Origin of the sequence: Corynebacterium hylobatis (assembly GCF_003955685.1) — a bacterium.
Lineage (GTDB): Bacteria > Actinomycetota > Actinomycetes > Mycobacteriales > Mycobacteriaceae > Corynebacterium > Corynebacterium hylobatis.
This window is the reverse complement of sequence record NZ_RXHJ01000016.1, coordinates 67353-84643: the sequence shown is the minus strand read 5'-3', so window position 1 is coordinate 84643 and position 17291 is coordinate 67353. Positions and strand designations below refer to the sequence as shown.

At 68.3% G+C, this 17291-nt stretch carries 17 protein-coding genes; 12 read left to right on the top strand and 5 right to left on the bottom strand.

What is annotated here, in order from left to right:
• Positions 1-110: 110 nt before the first annotated feature.
• Positions 111-491, bottom strand: a complete 381-nt coding sequence (locus EAH68_RS11845) for a DUF2218 domain-containing protein (RefSeq protein WP_126121551.1) — start codon at positions 489-491, stop codon at positions 111-113.
• A 121-nt stretch (positions 492-612) separates the two neighbouring features.
• Between EAH68_RS11845 and EAH68_RS11840 the strand changes: the two genes are divergently transcribed.
• Positions 613-1830, top strand: a complete 1218-nt coding sequence (locus tag EAH68_RS11840) for a multidrug effflux MFS transporter (RefSeq protein ID WP_126121550.1) — start codon at positions 613-615, stop codon at positions 1828-1830.
• Here the strand turns inward: EAH68_RS11840 and EAH68_RS11835 are convergent.
• From EAH68_RS11835 to yaaA, 3 genes are read right to left on the bottom strand one after another with little or no spacing between them, the layout of a single operon-like run.
• Positions 1807-2916: an ATP-binding protein gene (locus EAH68_RS11835; protein WP_126121549.1), complete on the bottom strand. Its 1110-nt coding sequence runs from the start codon at positions 2914-2916 to the stop codon at positions 1807-1809. The genes EAH68_RS11840 and EAH68_RS11835 overlap by 24 nt on opposite strands.
• 56 nt (positions 2917-2972) lie before the next feature.
• Complete coding sequence (locus EAH68_RS11830) at positions 2973-3980, bottom strand: S66 family peptidase (protein ID WP_126121548.1); 1008 nt, start codon at positions 3978-3980, stop codon at positions 2973-2975.
• 8 nt (positions 3981-3988) lie between these two features.
• Complete coding sequence (gene yaaA, locus EAH68_RS11825; RefSeq protein WP_126121547.1) at positions 3989-4690, bottom strand: peroxide stress protein YaaA; 702 nt, start codon at positions 4688-4690, stop codon at positions 3989-3991.
• Between the two features lie 32 nt (positions 4691-4722).
• Here yaaA and EAH68_RS11820 point away from each other — a divergent pair, with 32 nt between their 5' ends.
• Positions 4723-6465 carry a proline--tRNA ligase gene (locus EAH68_RS11820; RefSeq protein ID WP_126121546.1) on the top strand — a complete coding sequence of 581 codons (1743 nt, stop codon included), beginning with the start codon at positions 4723-4725 and terminating at the stop codon, positions 6463-6465.
• Here the strand turns inward: EAH68_RS11820 and EAH68_RS11815 are convergent.
• Positions 6462-7232 carry a DUF4439 domain-containing protein gene (locus EAH68_RS11815; protein ID WP_164546481.1) on the bottom strand — a complete coding sequence of 257 codons (771 nt, stop codon included), beginning with the start codon at positions 7230-7232 and terminating at the stop codon, positions 6462-6464. The genes EAH68_RS11820 and EAH68_RS11815 overlap by 4 nt on opposite strands.
• 33 nt (positions 7233-7265) lie before the next feature.
• Here EAH68_RS11815 and rimP point away from each other — a divergent pair, with 33 nt between their 5' ends.
• From rimP to EAH68_RS11765, 10 genes are all read left to right on the top strand, one after another.
• Entirely contained in the window at positions 7266-7820 is a 555-nt protein-coding gene (gene rimP, locus EAH68_RS11810; RefSeq protein WP_126121544.1) for a ribosome maturation factor RimP, read from the top strand.
• Complete coding sequence (nusA, locus tag EAH68_RS11805) at positions 7817-8809, top strand: transcription termination factor NusA (protein WP_126121543.1); 993 nt, start codon at positions 7817-7819, stop codon at positions 8807-8809. Before rimP ends, nusA begins: the two co-directional genes overlap by 4 nt.
• A gap of 97 nt (positions 8810-8906) precedes the next feature.
• Positions 8907-9218 (top strand): YlxR family protein, encoded by a 312-nt coding sequence (locus EAH68_RS11800; RefSeq protein WP_126121542.1) that lies wholly within the window; start codon positions 8907-8909, stop codon positions 9216-9218.
• 109 nt (positions 9219-9327) lie between these two features.
• The gene (gene infB, locus EAH68_RS11795) at positions 9328-12135 is read left to right on the top strand and encodes a translation initiation factor IF-2 (protein WP_126121541.1); all 2808 of its coding nucleotides are present in this window, start codon (positions 9328-9330) and stop codon (positions 12133-12135) included.
• Position 12136: 1 nt separating this feature from the next.
• Positions 12137-12931 (top strand): metallophosphoesterase family protein, encoded by a 795-nt coding sequence (locus EAH68_RS11790; RefSeq protein ID WP_126121540.1) that lies wholly within the window; start codon positions 12137-12139, stop codon positions 12929-12931.
• Between the two features lie 80 nt (positions 12932-13011).
• Positions 13012-13449 carry a 30S ribosome-binding factor RbfA gene (gene rbfA / locus EAH68_RS11785; RefSeq protein ID WP_126121539.1) on the top strand — a complete coding sequence of 146 codons (438 nt, stop codon included), beginning with the start codon at positions 13012-13014 and terminating at the stop codon, positions 13447-13449.
• Positions 13449-14408, top strand: a complete 960-nt coding sequence (locus EAH68_RS11780; RefSeq protein ID WP_126121538.1) for a DHH family phosphoesterase — start codon at positions 13449-13451, stop codon at positions 14406-14408. Before rbfA ends, EAH68_RS11780 begins: the two co-directional genes overlap by 1 nt.
• Positions 14405-15691 (top strand): MATE family efflux transporter, encoded by a 1287-nt coding sequence (locus EAH68_RS11775; RefSeq protein WP_126121537.1) that lies wholly within the window; start codon positions 14405-14407, stop codon positions 15689-15691. Before EAH68_RS11780 ends, EAH68_RS11775 begins: the two co-directional genes overlap by 4 nt.
• Positions 15692-15714: 23 nt before the next feature.
• Positions 15715-16530, top strand: a complete 816-nt coding sequence (locus EAH68_RS11770; RefSeq protein ID WP_126121536.1) for a metallophosphoesterase family protein — start codon at positions 15715-15717, stop codon at positions 16528-16530.
• On the top strand, positions 16523-17179 hold the full coding sequence (locus EAH68_RS11765) for a 4'-phosphopantetheinyl transferase family protein (protein WP_126121535.1): 657 nt from the start codon (positions 16523-16525) through the stop codon (positions 17177-17179). Before EAH68_RS11770 ends, EAH68_RS11765 begins: the two co-directional genes overlap by 8 nt.
• Positions 17180-17291: the final 112 nt, after the last annotated feature.

The window sequence follows — 17291 nt, the reverse complement described above, 5'->3', positions numbered from 1 at the left end:
CGAGTGCTGCCGCGTCCCAGTGGTGGATTTTTCTGATCAACTCCATGCTTATGCGGCACTTTCTGGAGTAGAGTTGATCAGAAAAATTCTGCCGGGTGTCGGCAACCCCCTCAGCGCTCCTCGCGCGGCTTGGGCCCAGGTGCGTCGGCGGCGGTGTAGCTGGTGCCGGCCGTCCCGTTGGAACGTTCGAAGGATACGTTCAGCTCATCCTTCTTGCCGAAGCCGACCAGGTGGCGGCCCACGACACTCTCGATCTGCTCGACATGCTGCTCCTCAGTGGTCAGTTCCAGCAGGAGGGTGCCCTCGGCGGCGGTCAGGGTGACCTCGCCGACCAGGCCGCCGCTGAACTCCTCACCACCGAAGGTGATCTGGCCGTGCTCGGCCTCGGCGTCCCAGCTACTCTGCAGGCGGCGGCCGAGGTGGGAGGTCAGCTGTTTGCCGTAGCGGCCGGGGCGGTCGGTGATGACGTGGGCAGTTGATTCAGTGGTCATGAGCGTCATGGTACCGATTTATTCTTAGGGTTGCCTAATTAGACAATATACCCCCACAGGTATGGGGTGCTATGGTCGTTGACGCGTAATCAAAAATCAGCACCAGTGAAGCGGAGAGCACATGGCGACCACCACCCAGGCGGACCGGAAGGCGATGATCCCCCCGATCATCCTCGGCGTGCTGGCCCTCGTCTCGGCCGTCGAGCCGTTGTCCATCAACATGTACCTGTCGGGCCTGCCCCAGCTCGGCCGCGATCTCGACCTCAGCCAGGCCGGTGCGCAGCTGACCATCACCTTCTTCCTCGCGGGCATGGCCGTGGGGCAGCTGCTCACCGGCCCGCTTTCCGACGCCCGCGGCCGCCGCAGCCTCTTCCGCACCGGCGCGGTACTGCTCGTCCTTGCGACGGTGGCCAGCGCCCTGGCCACCCAGGCGTGGATCCTCTTCGTCGCCCGCTTCGTCATGGGACTGGCCGGCGGGGCAGCGGTCGTGCTGGCCCGGGCCGTCGCCGGCGACCTGGTGAAGGGCCCGGAGCTTGCGCGTGTGTTCTCTCTGCTCATGCTGCTCGGTGGTGTGGCACCGGTCCTCGGACCTGTCATCGGTGGGCTGATGGTCGACGGCGTCGGCTGGCGGGGTGTGTTCTGGCTGCTTGCCGGCCTCAACCTGCTGGTGGTCGTCATGATCTGGCGTTTCATCCCGGAGACCCTGCCCGCCGAGGAGCGGTCCAGTGGGGGAGTGGGACCGCTGCTGCGGGCCATCGGTGGTCTGCTGCGCGACCGCGCCTATGTCGGCTTCACCGTCGGTTTCATCTTCAGTTTCGCCACGATGTTCGCCTATGTCGCCGCCTCGCCGTTCATCCTGCAGGAGTACTACGGCTTCACCCCGGTCCAGTACTCGTTCATCTTCGCCACCAACACCGGAGGCATGTTCCTCCTTGCGCTGGTCAACGCGCGGCTGGTGAAGAAGATCGGGCCGCTGAAGCTCGCCCGCATCGGCAACCTGGTGATGCTGGCGGCGACGGTCTACCTGCTCACGGCCGCGCTTCTCGACGCCTCCCGGTGGTTCATCCTCGCCGGTCTGTTCATCGTGGTTGCCTCGATGGGCATCAACTTCGCGAACAACTCCGCCCTGGCGATCTCCCGGGCGGGCACCGTCACCGGTTCGGCCTCCGCATTCATGGGCTCAGGCCAGTTCATCATGGCGGGTGCCCTCTCCCCGCTGGTGGGCCTGGTGGCCGCCGCCGGGGTGTCCCAGCCGGTGGCCATGGCCGCAGTCATGCTCGGCACCGCGGTGATCGCGACGGTGGGTGTGTGGGGTCTAGCTCACCCGCGTCGGGCGTGAGTCACCGCGGAGGAATTCCGCCAGGTACGGCAGGGTGAAGGAGACCCGACCCCAGGCGGGGGCCTCGATGAGTCCGCGGTCGAGGAGTTTTCCGCGGGTGTCGGTGACCTCGTTGGGCCGCCGGCCCAGGTGTTCCGCGACGGCGGCGCTGGACACCTCCTCGTCGGTCAGTTCTGCCATGGCACGCAGGTAGTCCAGCTGCGCCGGGGGTACGCCCTTGAGGGAGGGGGCGTGGACCTGCGCGCCCATCATCCGGACGGCTTCCTGACGCACTGCCTCGACGTCGTGGACCGTGATGGTGTCACCGGCGCGGTTCCAGGCCAGAAAGCCCACCAGCTGGACGAGGTAGGGGTAACCGCGGGCGATGCGGACGGCTGTGTCCGTGGCGTTCCCGACGAAGGGGCGACCGGAATCCGCGGCGGTGGCGGTGAGGATGGCGTGGGCGTCCGCGTCGGTCAGCGGGCCCAGTTCGAAGCGTCGGGCACGGCGCAGGAAGGTAGTGCCCGGCAGGTCGAGGAGCCTGTTGATGCCGTGGGTCAGGCCGGCCATGACCAGGGCAACATCCCGGTCATCGCGGACCAGGTCCTGGTGGGTGAGGGCGATCTCTGAGAGCGTCTCCGGGTCGGCGTCCTGGACCTCGTCGACGGTGATGAGTACCCCGGTGCCGCGGAGCAGGCCCAACAGGTGGCGCATGCGGGTGCCGAGGGTTGGGGTGGGGGTGGGGGCGTCGAGAAGCTCGGTGTCCACGCGGAAACCGCTGACCTGTACCGCCGTCACGGTGCGGCCGGCGGGCGGGTCGAGTTCGGCGATCTTCGCGGGGATGGTCGTGTCGATGAGGGTGCGGACGGCATCGGCTCGTCCGGTCGCCCGCAGCACGACCCAGCCCTGCTGCGCTGCGAGGTCCTCAAGTTCGGTGAGCAGGACCGTCTTGCCGATGCCGCGGGCGCCGTCGATGACCATGCTCCGCGAGGGGTGCCCGGGGTGGCCGTGGAGTGCCTCGCTGAACTCCTCGAGAATGAGGCTGCGCCCGGCCCAGTGGTAGGGCGAGGCGCCGAAGGTGGGACGGAAGGGGTTGCGGCGGCTCATGGACCCCACGGTAGTTGATAAATTGATAAATCGCGTTGGTTGATAAATTGATAAATTCAGTAATCCGCGAAAACCCGCTGCTCCACCCCGTCGAGCACCACGGTGCCGCCGTAGGGCAGGACCCACTGGGGACGGGTGTGGCCGAAGGGGACACCGCAGACCACGACGGCCTCCGGGTTGTAGAGCCCGACCTGTTCGATGACGGCGTCGTAGATCTCGTCGCGGTCTCTGTGGTCAGGGAGGAAGAGGCTGCGGGCGGGGGGCCGGGCCATCATCACGCCCTGCACCGCACCGAGGACGTCCGCCTCGCCGAGGGCACGGACGATCTCCATGATGCCGTGGGTGTTGGTCAGCCGCGCCGAGGCCTCGATCATGAGGACCCCACCGGCCAGGTCTGCCACGCCCGGCATACGGTCAGCCAGTGACATCTGGGTGATCACCTCCAGGCAACCACCCCATGTCCGGCCGCTGACCTTCCGCGCCGCCCCCGCCCAGCGCCACGGCGGGGTGGATTCACGCAGGCCGTTCTCGCTCAGGGCCAGGGGATCACTCCAGCGGATCCCGTGGTCCTCCGACTGGCCCGGATCCGTCACCTCGATGAGGCCGCCGCCGGTCAGCGCCGCGGTGAGGGAGGTGCGCAGGACGTCGTCAAGCTCCGGACCCGCGCCGATCTGCACCTGCGTGTTGCCGCCGTGGAAGGCGGGGATGCCCAGGCTGTGGAGCAGGTTGAGCATGTTCGTGTTGTCGCTGTAACCGAAGAAGGGTTTCGGATTGGCACGGATCAGCCCAGGGTCGAGGAAGGGGATCACCGTGACCTGGTCGTCGCCGCCGAGGGTGGCGAAGATGGCCGTGATCTCCGGGTCCACGAACGCCGCCATGATGTCGCGGGCCCGGTCCTCCGGGGTGGAATCAGGCGTACGGGTCGTGGGGTACTCGACCGGCACCAGACCGAACTCCTCCCGCAGGCGGCGCATCGCCTGCTCGTGCACCGCCGGACCCATCGCCGGGGCCGCACGGGAGGGGGAGAGGACAGCCACCTTCCTCATGCCTGCGTCATCAACCATGGGGACAACTACACCACCAGGGTCAGCTGAAAGCCAGAATCGCGTTCCACCGTCATCCCCGCGGCGCGGGCGATCTCCGCGACATCGTCGATGCCGCACGCCGGTTCCTCAGCCAGCGCCAGCACCCGGGCCAGTTCCCCCTTGTACTGCTTGTTGAAGTGGCTGACCATCTTCCCCTCGCGTTCCACCCGCACCGTCAGCGCGCCGGGCACCTGCCCCAGCTGCTGGTAGGCCCCGGAACGCAGGTCCACCACGAAATCCTCCGCCGCCAGCGCCTCGGTGATCAGCTCACCCCAGCGGGACTTCAGCGTCGGAGCGTCCGGCAGGCGGGTGCCGCCGGAGAGCCGGTACCGGGGGATGGGATCGGTGGCACGCACCACTCCGAAGAGGGCGGAGCCCACGGCGAGGCGGGACAGTGCGGCGGTGGGCAGGGTGGGGGCGTCGAGGGCGTCGAAAAGCACGCCGGTGTAGCGGTGGATGGCAGGCATCGTCGGTGAGCTCCGCAACATAAGGTTGGCCTCCGCCTCACCGCGGAGCCTCTCCGAGATCTTCAGCACCCCGAGCGCCTCATCGACCGGTAGCGCGGCCAGCTCGTCCACCAGATTCCCCCGCACGGAATTCAGGCCCGGAAAGGCCAGTTCCCCGAGGTCGAGGGCGGGTCCGTCGCCGCCGGGGGCCTTGGTTTCGGAAGGGGGGAGCACGATCAGCATGCCCAGTAGGGTACCGGGTAATGTGACTGCTCATGATCACACGTCTGTCCACGCTGTTTCTGCGCACTCTGCGCGAAGACCCCGCTGATGCCGAGGTCCCCAGCCACAAGCTGCTTGTCCGCGCCGGCTACATCCGCCGCGCCGCCCCGGGTGTCTATTCCTGGCTCCCGCTGGGCCTGCGGACCCTGCGCAAGATCGAGGACGTCGTGCGTGAGGAGATCAACGCGATCGGTGGACAGGAACTCCTCTTCCCGGCGCTGCTGCCGCGTGAGCCCTACGAGACCACTGACCGGTGGACCGAGTACGGCGAGGAACTCTTCCGGCTGCAGGACCGCCGCGGCACGGACATGCTGCTCGGGCCGACCCACGAGGAGATGTTCACCTCCGCGGTCAAGGACCTGTACTCCTCCTACAAGGACTTCCCGGTCATGCTGTACCAGATCCAGACCAAATACCGTGATGAGGCCCGCCCGCGGGCCGGCATCCTGCGTGGACGTGAGTTCGTGATGAAGGACTCCTATTCCTTCGACATGGATGACGCCGGCCTGGAGGCCTCCTACCAGGCACACCGCGCCGCCTACCAGCGCATCTTCGACCGCCTGGGTATCTCCTACGCCATCTGCCAGGCCACCTCCGGCGCGATGGGCGGTTCCGCCTCCGAGGAGTTCCTGGCGCTGAGCGGGAACGGTGAGGACAGCTTCGTCCGCGCCACCGGCGGCGACTACGCCGCGAACGTGGAGGCCGTGGTCACCCAGCCGGGCACCGAGCGTCCCGTGGAGGGGCTGCCTGCGGCCGTGGAGCATGAGACCCCGGATGCGGAGACCATCGCCACCCTGGTGGACTGGGCGAACTCCCAGGGTCTGGATGTCACCGCCGCCGACACCCTCAAGTGCGTGGTGGTCAAGGTCACCGAGCCGGGTGCGGAGGAGCCGGAGCTGCTCGGCGTGCTCGTCCCCGGCGACCGCGAGGTGGACATGAAGCGCCTCGAGGCCTCCCTGGAGCCGGCCGAGGTCGCCATGGCCGAGGACGTGGACTTCAGGAAGAACCCCTTCCTCGTCCGCGGTTACGTCGGCCCGCGCGGTCTGGCTGCCAACGGTGTGCGCGTGCTCGCTGATCCGCGCGTGGTCACCGGTACCGCCTGGATCACGGGTGCCGACGCCCCCAACCGCCATGTCGTCGGGCTGGTCGCCGGCCGTGACTTCGAGGTCGACGGTTTCGTTGAGGCCGCCGAGATCCGCGAGGGTGATCCGGCCCCGGAAGGCCAGGGCACCCTGACGCTGGAGCGTGGCATTGAGATCGGCCACATCTTCCAGCTGGGCCGCAAGTACACCGAGGCCTTCGACGTGCAGATCCTCGACGTCAACGGCAAACGCTCCATCCCCACCATGGGTTCCTACGGCATCGGCGTCTCCCGTCTCATGGCCGTGCTCGCCGAGCAGCGCCATGATGACAAGGGCCTCAACTGGCCGGTCGAGATCGCCCCGTACCAGGTGCACGTGGTCGTGGCGAACAAGGATGCAGCCGCCCTGGAGGCCGGGGACCGCATGGTCGCCGAGCTCGACGCCGCCGGCATCGAGGTGCTTTTCGACGACCGTCCCAAGGTCAGCCCCGGCGTCAAGTTCAAGGACTCCGAGCTGCTCGGCATGCCCTTCGCCGTGGTCCTCGGCCGGTCCTTCGCCGAGGGCAAGGTCGAGCTGCGCATCCGCTGCGGCGAGACCCTCGACGTCGCCGCCGATGAGGCCGTGGCGAAGGTCGTCGAACTGGTCCGCGGCTAGTTGATGCTCGCGGTGCCGTAGACCGCGAACTCCCGCCAGGGGGTGTCGTGGGCCTGCACCGCAGCGTTGAGCCAGACCTGCCGCAGTTCCTCCTGCAGGCTGGCGACCAATGCCTCATCCGCCGGTGCGGTGCCGCCCGCAAGCTCGTAGCCGGCTTCTGCGACGGGCACCTCGCCATGGGGGGCGAGCACCTCGCGCAGGGCGAGGATGCGCTCGTCGTGGGCGTCGAGAAACTCATCGATCTCCGCGCCGCGGGCGGGGGAGAGGTACGCGCGGGCCAGCCCCAGGCCCCAGGCAGCGGCGTACTCGCGGCGCAGCAGATCGCGGGCGGCATCGATGTCGCGGCTGTCGCTGACCTGGGCGTCTGCGGGCAGGTCCCGCTCCTCCAGTTCCGCCAGGTCCACGGCCTGCCGGATGACCAGCGCGCGGGATTCCTCCGGCACTGCCGTATCCAGGCTCAGCAGCAGGGAATCGTCGACGTCCGCCTCAGGCAGCTCTGTCACCTCGGTCTGGAAGGCGCAGGACTCGGGGACGGTGCCGTCGGCGTGGGTGCCGCACAGTCGCGTGATCTCGGCGGCGAGCTCCGCCGCATGGCGGGCCCGCAACTCGGCGGCCGCACCGTCGAGTGCGGCGGCGTCGCTGGCCGCCCGGTCCGCCAGCTCGGCGACCTGGGAATTCGGCCGCGGCCCCAGCGCAGAGGCCACGTCCCCGACGGAGCAGGAGGCCAGCAGCGGCAGGGTGAGAAGGAGGGCGAGTCGACGTTTCACAGCCGACACCCTACCCGCGATAGGCTGATGGGCATGGCATTCCCCGGCGAAGACGAACTAGTCACACTGATCACTCCCGTCACCGACTCCTGCGGTCTCGACATCGAGGGCATCAAGGTCACGCGTGCGGGCCGCAAATCCGTGGTCAGCATCCGGGTGGACTCGGACTCCCGGCCCGACCTCGACCTGCTCGAGGCGGTCTCCCAGGAGGTCTCCGCGCGTCTCGACGCCGCCGAGGAGCGCGGCGAGGTCAACCTCGGCGCCGGTTATACCCTCGAGGTCTCCACCCCGGGTGTCGACGCCCCCCTGACCCTGCCGCGCCACTGGCGCCGCAACCGCAACCGCCTGGTGGAGCTGCTCGAGGACGGTCAGAAGTCCGTGTGGCGGGTCGGTGCACTGGCCCCCGGCGAGGATTCCGTGGTGCTCGTGCGGCCGGTGAAGAAGGGCTGCGAGATGCGCGTCCTGGAATTTTCCGAAAACCCCCGTGCGGTGGTAGAAATTGAGTTCGCCACACCCCCGGCAGCGGAAACCGAGCTGACGGGACTCGACTATGACCAGGCTCTCGCCTGGCAGGAGGAAAACAAGTGAATATCGACATGGCTGCGCTGAGGACCATCGAGAAGGAGAAGTCCATCCCGGTGGACGACATGCTCCGCACGATCGGCAGCGCACTCATCCAGGCCTACCGCGAATACCGTGGTGAGGAGGGGGACTCCCGGGCCCGCGTGGACATCGACCAGGACACCGGCTCCGTCGCGGTCATCGTCTCCGAACTCGACGAGGACGGCGAGGTCGGCTCCGAATACGACGACACCCCCGATAATTTCGCGCGCCTGAGCGCCCAGGTGGTCCGCGAGGCCATCGTCAAGCGCCTCCGCGAGGCGGAGAACGTCCGCCTCTTCGACGAGTACCAGGCCTTCGAGGGCCGCGTGGTCTCCGGTGTGGTGCAGAAGGACGAGACCGCGAACTCCCGCGGCATCGTCATCGTCCAGCTCGGCACCGAGGCCGACCCCCAGGACGGTATCCTGCTTCCCGCCGAGCAGATCCCCGGCGAGAAGCTGAAGCACGGCGACCGCATCAAGGCCTACATCGTGGGCGTGAACAAGGGTCCCCGCAACGTGCAGGTCAACCTCTCGCGCACCCACCCGGAACTCGTCCGCGGACTGTTCGAGCTGGAGGTGCCCGAGGTCGCCGACGGTTCCGTCGAGATCCTCGGCATCGCCCGCGAGGCCGGCCACCGCTCCAAGGTCTCCGTCTCCGGCAAGGTCAAGGGGCTCAACGCCAAGGGCGCCTGCATCGGCCCCAAGGGACAGCGCGTGACCAACATCATGAACGAGCTGGGAGGAGAGAAGATCGACATCATCGACTTCTCCGAGGACCCCGCCACCTACGTCGGCAACGCCCTCGCCCCGTCCAAGGTCGTCCGCGTGGAGATCACGGATGCCGAGGCCCAGACCGCGCGCGTGACTGTTCCGGACTACCAGCTCTCCCTCGCCATCGGCCGGGAAGGGCAGAACGCCCGCCTCGCCGCACGCCTCACGGGCTGGAAAATCGACATCCATTCGGACATCAACTGACCCCGAGTGCAGCCGGGAGTTCAATTCCAGGTGAAAATAGCGTAAACTGTTCGATGGCCCACGTGCCGTTGATGATCAGGCTTTCTGTAGGAGACGAATGACGCAGACCCGTGAGATCCGCGTCCGTACCTGCATCGCCACCCGCGAACGCAGACCGGACACGGAGCTGCTCCGGGTGGTCGTCGATCCCGCGGATGAGAACCGCCTCCTGGCGGACCCCTCCCGCAGCCTCCCCGGCAGGGGAGCATGGATCACTCCTGATCTCGCGGCACTCGAGCTGGCGGAACAACGCCGCGCCTTCGGGCGGGCGTTTCGGGTGTCCGGGAGAATCCCGGACACAGGTCCCGTACGCACGTACTTGGCGGCGCAGGCCGCCGGACCCGACATCACAAGGAAGACCGAACACTGATGAGCACAGCACAATGAAGCATCAGCGATGAAAGTCACAGACATCATCTAGAGGTCGAGTTCCCTTTCCGGGGCTTGACTCGACCTCTGGTAATAACAAGAGGAGAAAAGTGCCCGGAAAGCTACGCGTCCACGAGCTCGCCAAGAAGCTCGGCGTAACCAGCAAGGAACTGCTTGCCACGCTCAAGGAGCAGGGTGAGTTCGTCAAGACCGCATCTTCCACCGTGGAACCCCCGGTGGTCCGAAAGATGCTGGATCTCTACGAGAAGGAGGCCGCCCCCAAGCCGGGAGCAGCGGCCCCGAAGCCCGGTGCGGCGGCAGCGAAGCCTGCCCCGAAGCCGGGAGCAACGGCCCCCAGGCCCGGCCCGAAGCCGGGTCCGGCAGCCCCCAAGCCGGCTGCACCGGCGCCGGCACCGGCCCCCAAGCCGGCTGCCGCAGCCAAGCCCGCTCCGAGTCCGGCCGCGGCGGCCAAGCCTGCCGCACCGGCTCCGGCCCCCAAGCCGGCTGCCGCAGCCAAGCCGGGCCCGAAGCCGGGTCCGGCCGCAGCCAAGCCCGGTCCGAAGCCGGGTGGCGCACCGAAGCCGGGTGGGGAGCGCCCCACCCCGGCCAACGCCATGCCGCGTCCCATGCCGCGTCCGGGCGGTCGTCCCCGCGTGGCCAATAACCCGTTCTCTTCCGGCGGCGAGCGTCCGGCACCGCGTCCGGGCGGCGGCCGTGGCCAGGGCGGTCCCCGTCCCGGCGGCCGTGGCGGCCAGGGCGCACCGCGTCCCGGCGGCCAGGGTGCCCCGCGTCCCGGTGGTGACCGTCCGGCACAGGGCGGCGGACGTCGTCCGTCCCCGGCCAACATGCCTCCGGCCTCCCAGGCCCCGACCCCGGGCCAGATGCCGCAGAAGGCGGCCGGAGCCGGTCGTGGCCGTGGTGGCCAGGGCGGCCCCGGCGGTCGTCCGGGCGGCGGTCCGGGCGGCGGCGGTTTCCGTGGCGGCGGACGCCGTGGCGGCACCGCGGGTGCCTTCGGGCGTCCGGGTGGCGCACCGCGTCGTGGCCGTAAGTCGAAGCGTCAGAAGCGCTCCGAGTACGAGGCAATGCAGGCGCCGAACATCATCGGTGGCGTCCGTCTGCCCGACGGCCGTGGCCAGAGCATCCGCCTGCGTCGTGGCGCCTCCCTGTCCGATTTCGCGGACAAGATCAACGCCGATCCGGCCGCACTGGTCCAGGCGCTGTTCAACCTGGGCGAGATGATCACCGCCACCGCAGCCGTGCCGGAGGAGACTCTCCAGCTGCTCGGTCAGGAGATCAACTACGTCGTTGAGGTCGTCTCCCCGGAGGACGAGGACCGCGAGCTTCTCCAGTCCTTCGACCTGCAGTTCGGTGAGGACGAGGGTGGCGAGGATGACCTGGCCAAGCGTCCGCCGGTCGTGACCGTCATGGGTCACGTCGACCACGGTAAGACCCGACTGCTCGACACCATCCGTAAGGCTGAGGTCGGTGCGGGTGAGGCCGGCGGCATCACCCAGGGCATCGGTGCCTACCAGATCGGTCGTGAGATCGAGGGCCGTGAGCGTCGGCTCACCTTCCTGGATACCCCGGGTCACGAGGCGTTCACCGCCATGCGTGCCCGTGGTGCCAAGTCCACGGACATCGCGATCCTCGTGGTCGCCGCCGACGACGGTGTCATGCCGCAGACGGTGGAGGCCATCAACCACGCGAAGGCGGCCGATGTGCCGATCGTCGTCGCGGTGAACAAGATCGATAAGCCGGAGGCCTCCCCGGAGAAGATCCGTGGCCAGCTCACCGAGTACGGTCTGGTTCCGGAGGAGTACGGCGGCGACACCATGTTCGTCGACATCTCCGCGAAGCAGGGCACCAACATCGATGAGCTGCTCGAGGCTGTCGTCCTGACGGCGGATGCCTCCCTGGATCTGCGCGCCAACCCGGACATGTACGCCCAGGGTGTCGCCATCGAGGCGAACCTCGACCGCGGCCGTGGCCCCGTGGCCACCGTCCTGGTCCAGCGCGGTACCCTCCGCGTCGGTGACTCCGTTGTCGTGGGTGACACCTACGGCCGCGTCCGCCGCATGATCGATGAGCACGGTCACGACGTGGAGGAGGCGGGCCCGTCCCGTCCGGTCCAGATGCAGGGCCTCAACGGCGTCCCCGGCGCCGGCGACAACCTGCTCGTCGTCGAGGACGACCGTGTCGCACGTCAGATCGCCGCACAGCGTGACGCCCGCAGGCGTTCCGCAGCGCAGGCACGCGCCCGCAAGCGCGTCTCCCTCGAGGATCTGGATGCGGTGCTCAAGGAGACCAGTGTCCTCAACCTCATCCTCAAGGGTGACAACGCCGGCTCCGTGGAGGCGCTGGAGGAGTCCCTCCTGAAGATCGAGATGGAGGACGAGGTCGAGCTCAACATCATCGACCGTGGTGTCGGTGCCGTCACGCAGACCAACGTCTCGCTGGCATCCGCCTCCAACGCAGTCATCATCGCGTTCAACGTCCGTTCCGAGGGCAAGGCCACCGAGGAGGCCAACACCGAGGGCGTGGACATCCGCTACTACACCGTCATCTACAAGGCCATCGAGGAGGTCGAGGCAGCCCTCAAGGGCATGCTGAAGCCGATCTACGAGGAGCGCGAGGTTGGTGTCGCGGAGATCCGTGCACTGTTCAAGGCCTCCGCCATCGGCCTGATCGCCGGTTGCATGGTCGAGAGCGGCAAGGTCCGCCGCAACGCGAAGGCCCGCCTGGTCCGCGACGGCAACGTCATCGCAGACAACGTCAAGATCGAGTCCCTGCGACGCGAGAAGGACGACGTCACCGAGGTCAGCGCAGGCTACGAGTGCGGTATGGTCCTGTCCTACCCGAACATCGAGGTCGGCGACAAGATCGAGGTCTTCGAAGAGGTCGAGGTCCCGCGCACCTAATATGGCGCGCACACTGTGGTCCGTTTCGGACCTGCACGTCACCTGGTCCGCCAATCGCGGGCGCGTCGAGCGCCTGCAGGCGGCGGATCCGGGGGACTGGCTCATCGTCGCCGGAGACGTGGCCGAGCGTATCGACATCGTCGTCGACACCCTCGCCCGTCTCCGGCGGCGTTTTGCCCGCGTCATCTGGACGCCCGGCAACCATGAACTCTTCGCCCGCAGCACCGACCGTTTCAAGGGCCGGGAACGCTACCTGCGCCTGGTGGAGCTGCTGCGTGAGGTGGGCGTCGACACGCCCGAGGACGAGTATCCTGTCTTCGGCGGCGTGACGGTCGTTCCGCTGTTCACGCTCTACGACTACTCTTTCCGCCCGGCCGGCATGAGCGCGGAGGAGGCTCTCACCGCCGCCCGCGACGCCCGGGCCACCCTCGACGATGAGCTGCTCATCGCCCCCTACGTGGACATCCCCGCCTGGTGCGCGGAACGGGTCGACTACTCCCACCGGCGGTTGGCGGAGACAGACGGCCCCACGCTGCTGATCAACCACTGGCCCCTGGTCGTGGAGCCGACCCTGCGGATGGCGAAACCGCAGATGGCCCTGTGGTGCGGGACGACCGCCACCCGGGACTTCACCACCCGGTACCGGGCCATCGGTGCCATCCACGGGCATCTGCACATGCCGGAGGAGATCCGCGTCGACGGGGTACCCCATTTCGACGTCTCCCTCGGTTACCCCTTCGAGCAGGAGCACATGCCACGGCGGGCCTGGCCGCTGCCCGCCCTGCGCACCGGTTGACGGGCGACGTCGAAACGCAGTGGGGTCGCGGGGTAGAATCTCCGGAGGTTCTGACAACGACTACCGAGGAGACGCCCGACATGGCCGACAACGCCCGCGCCGCCCGCATGGCAAAACGCATCCAGACCATCGTGGCCTCTGCGATTGAACGCGAGGTCAAGGACCGTCGTCTGGAGCTGGTCACCGTCACCGACACCCGCGTCACCGGCGACCTGCACGATGCGACCGTGTTCTACACCGTCCGCGGCCAGTCCCTCGACGAGGAGCCGGACTACGAGGCCGCCGCGGAGGCCCTCCACCGCGCCCGCGGCCAGCTCCGCAAGATCGTCGGTGACCAGCTGGGAGTCCGCTTCACCCCGACCCTCTCCTTCGAGGTGGACACCGTCCCGGAGGCCTCCGCCCACATGGAGGCACTGCTGGAGCGGGCCCGGGCCCGCGACGCCGAGCTGGCGGAGCTGAAGAAGAACGCCAAGCCGGCGGGCGACCCCAACCCCTACAAGACGGAGGACGGTCAGTAGTGCCCGAACCCTCCTATGCCGAGACGGTGGCCGCCGTGGAGGCTGCGCGCTGTGTCGCCGTCGTCGGCCACGTGCGCCCCGACGCGGATGCCATCGGCTCCGTGTCCGCCACCGTCCAGGCCCTGCGCCAGCTGGGCAAGCAGGCGGTGGGGCTGATCGGACAACCGCAGCCCTTCGCCGCGAATCTGCTCACCATCCCCGGCGCGGAGGAGGTCAGGCTCGCCCACCGGCTGCCGGAGGTGGACCTGATCATCACCGTGGACTGCGGTTCGCTGGACCGGGTGGGTGCGCTCGCGACGGAGATCGCGGCACGCGCACAGGACACCGTGGTCATCGACCACCACTCCTCCAACCCCGGTTTCGGCCGGGTGAACCTCATCGACCGTTACGCCGAGTCCACCACCACGATCCTGGGCGACCTCTTCGAGCATCTGGGGGTCCGGCTGGACCGGCCCATCGCGCATGCGCTCTACGCGGGCCTGCTCACCGATACGGGCAGTTTCCGGTGGGGGCGTCCGCAGATGCACACCTTCGCCGCCCGGCTCATGGAGACCGGTCTGGATGTGCGCACCATCGCCACGGACCTCTTCGACTCCGGTTCCGTGACGGATCTGCGCATGATGGGACGTGCCCTGTCGGGTGTGCGGATCGAGGAGGCCGGCACCCACCGTGCGGCGGTGATCATCGCCGACCACGAGCTCATCCAGGACGGTTCGCTGCCGGCGGTGGAGAGCCTCGTCGATTTCCTGCGTTCCCTCGAAGGCACCGACCTGGGGGCGCTGTTCAAGGAGTCACTGCCGGGCATCTGGCATGTCTCGTTGCGCTCCAACGAGATGGATGTCTCGAAGGTGGCGGTCACGCTCGGTGGCGGCGGGCATATCCCGGCTGCCGGTTACACCGCCCGCGGCACCGCAGCTGAGGTTCTCGCGGAGCTGCTGGAGGAGCTGCGCGCGTCGTGACGGTCTCCGCCAGGCAGATCTTCGCGCTGGCCCTGCCCGCGCTCGGAGTTCTGTCCGCCACCCCGCTCTACCTGCTTCTCGACACCGCCGTCATCGGCCGTCTCGGCGCCGCCGAGCTCGCGGCACTGGCGGTGGGTACCACCGTGCAGTCGACGGTGACCACCCAGCTGACTTTCCTGTCCTACGGCACCACCGCCCGTGCCTCCCGGCTCTACGGCTCGGGGAAGCGGGAGGAGGCCGTGGCGGAGGGCGTGCAGGCCACCTGGGTGGGCCTGGGTGTCGGCCTGGTCATCGCCGCGGCGATCTGGGTCCTCGCGGAACCCATCGCGCTGGCGCTCTCCGGCGACGCCGCTACTGCGGCGGCATCCGCGCAGTGGCTGCACATCGCCGCTTTCGCCATCCCCCTGACCCTGGTGGTCATGGCCGGAAACGGCTGGCTGCGCGGTGTCCAGGACACCCGCCGGCCGCTGTGGTTCACCCTCGCCGGTGTCATCCCCGGCGCGGTGCTCATCCCCGTGCTGGTGGGGCAGTTCGGCCTGCCCGGTTCCGCGGTGGCCAACGTCATCGGCGTGGCCATCACCACGGCATGTTTCCTCATCGCGCTGGCCCGGGAACACCGCGGCGGGTGGCGGCCGCGCTGGTCCATCATGCGCCGCCAGCTGGTCATGGGCCGGGACCTGATCCTGCGTTCCATGTCCTTCCAGGTCGCCTTCGTCTCCGCGGCGGCCGTGGCGGCCCGTTTCGGCACCTCCTCACTGGCTGCGCACCAGATCATGCTCCAGCTGTGGAACTTCATCACCCTCGTGCTTGATTCCCTGGCCATCGCCGCCCAGGCGCTGACGGGGGCGGCGCTCGGGCGGGGGACGGTGGGCATCGCGAAGCAGGTGGGACAACGGGTGACGGTGTACTCGCTGATCTTCGCCGGGGCGCTGGGTGCGGTCTTCGCCCTCGGGGCCGGGGTGATCCCGCGGCTGTTCACCACCGACACCTCCGTGCTGGACACCATCGCCGGACCCTGGTGGCTGATGATCATCATGATCATCCTCGGCGGAGCCGTCTTCGCCCTCGACGGTGTGCTTCTCGGTGCTGGTGACGCCGCCTTCCTGCGCACGATCACCATCGCCTCCGTCGTGTTCGGTTTCCTGCCCGGCGTGTGGATCTCCTTCGCCGTCGACGGCGGACTGACCGGCATCTGGCTCGGACTGCTCGCATTCATCATCATCCGGCTCGTGGCCGTGGTCTGGCGTTTCCGGTCCATGGCCTGGGCTGTGGTAGATACGTAGGGATATAAGGAGGTGCGCCACGCATGACCACGACACTATGGGCCGTCAGCGACCTGCACGGGGCCGTCAAGGCCAACGCCGGCCGCATCGACGAGATCCAGCCCACCGACCCCTCGGACTGGCTGATCGTCGCCGGCGACGTCGCCGAACGGACTGACCTGGTGCTGCGCATCCTGGGGCAGCTGCGGGCACGCTTCGCCAAGGTGATCTGGGTGCCCGGCAACCACGAGCTGTTCTCCCGCTCCACCGACCGCTACCAGGGCCGCGACAAATACACCGAGCTTGTCGACGGCTGCCGCGCCATCGACGTGCTCACCCCCGAGGACCCCTACCCGGAGTTCCACGGCGTGACCATCGTGCCGCTGTTCACCCTCTACGACTACTCCTTCCGCGGCCCCGGACTGACGGTGGAGGAGGCGGTGCAGGCCGCCCACGACCGGCAGATCATGATGACCGACGAATTCGCCATCGCCCCCTTCGTCGACGTCCGGGCCTGGTGCTGGGACCGGCTGGCCTACTCCATCAAACGGCTCTCGCGTATCGACGGCCCCACCATCCTGATCAACCACTGGCCGCTCGTACAGGAACCCACCCTGGCCATGCGCCACCCCGAGATCGCCCTGTGGTGCGGCACCCGCCACACCCGCACCTGGGCCGAACGCTACAACGCTAAGGCCGTCATCTACGGCCATCTCCACATGCCCGGCGAAACCGTGGTCGCCGGGGTACCGCACATCGAGGTCTCCCTCGGTTACCCGCGGGAATGGGAGCGTCACGGCCACCTCCACCCCTGGCCCCACCCGGTCATGACCATCGGGCACGGTGACGGCGATGCTTGAACCCAGCCTCTTCCCCGAAGCCGCCCGCTTCTGCTACGTCATCACCGACCGGAAGAACCCCGACCTGCAGAACTACCTCGGCCTGCACCCCCTGGAACAGGCCCTGGTCTCCCACTCTGTGGACATCCGCAAGGCCGAGTTCGGCGACGCCCGCTGGTGCGCCCACCAGGCCCTGCGCGACCTCGGGCAGTGGGACAACGAACCCATCCTCCGCGGGGAACGCGGCATGCCGCTGTGGCCCCAGGACATCACCGGCTCCATGACCCACACCGAAGGCTTCCGGGCGGCCGTCGTCGCGCCGAAGACACACGTGCGTTCCATGGGTCTGGACGCCGAACCCGCCGAACCCCTGCCCCCGGAGGTCATCGGCTCCATCGCCCGGCCGGGGGAGATGCCCCAGCTGGAGCGCCTGCGCTCCGAGGGCATCGACTGCGCTGACCGGCTGCTCTTCTGCGCCAAGGAGGCCACCTACAAGGCGTGGTTCCCCATGACCTACCGCTGGCTGGGTTTCGAGGACGCCGAGATCGACATCCGTTCCGACGGCACATTCATCTCCTACCTGCTGACCCGGCCCACCCCGGTGCCCTTCATCTCCGGGCGGTGGATGGTCCGCGACGGTTACGTCATCGCGGCGACGGCGGTGACTTGATGTAGGTCTCGTCCGTTAGGTCCGGACACGTATCTCCCAGGTGGGCGGTCACCAGCCAGGGGCGGTATCCCGAGAGATACGTGTCGTGATCTACCGGACGGGACCTACCTGT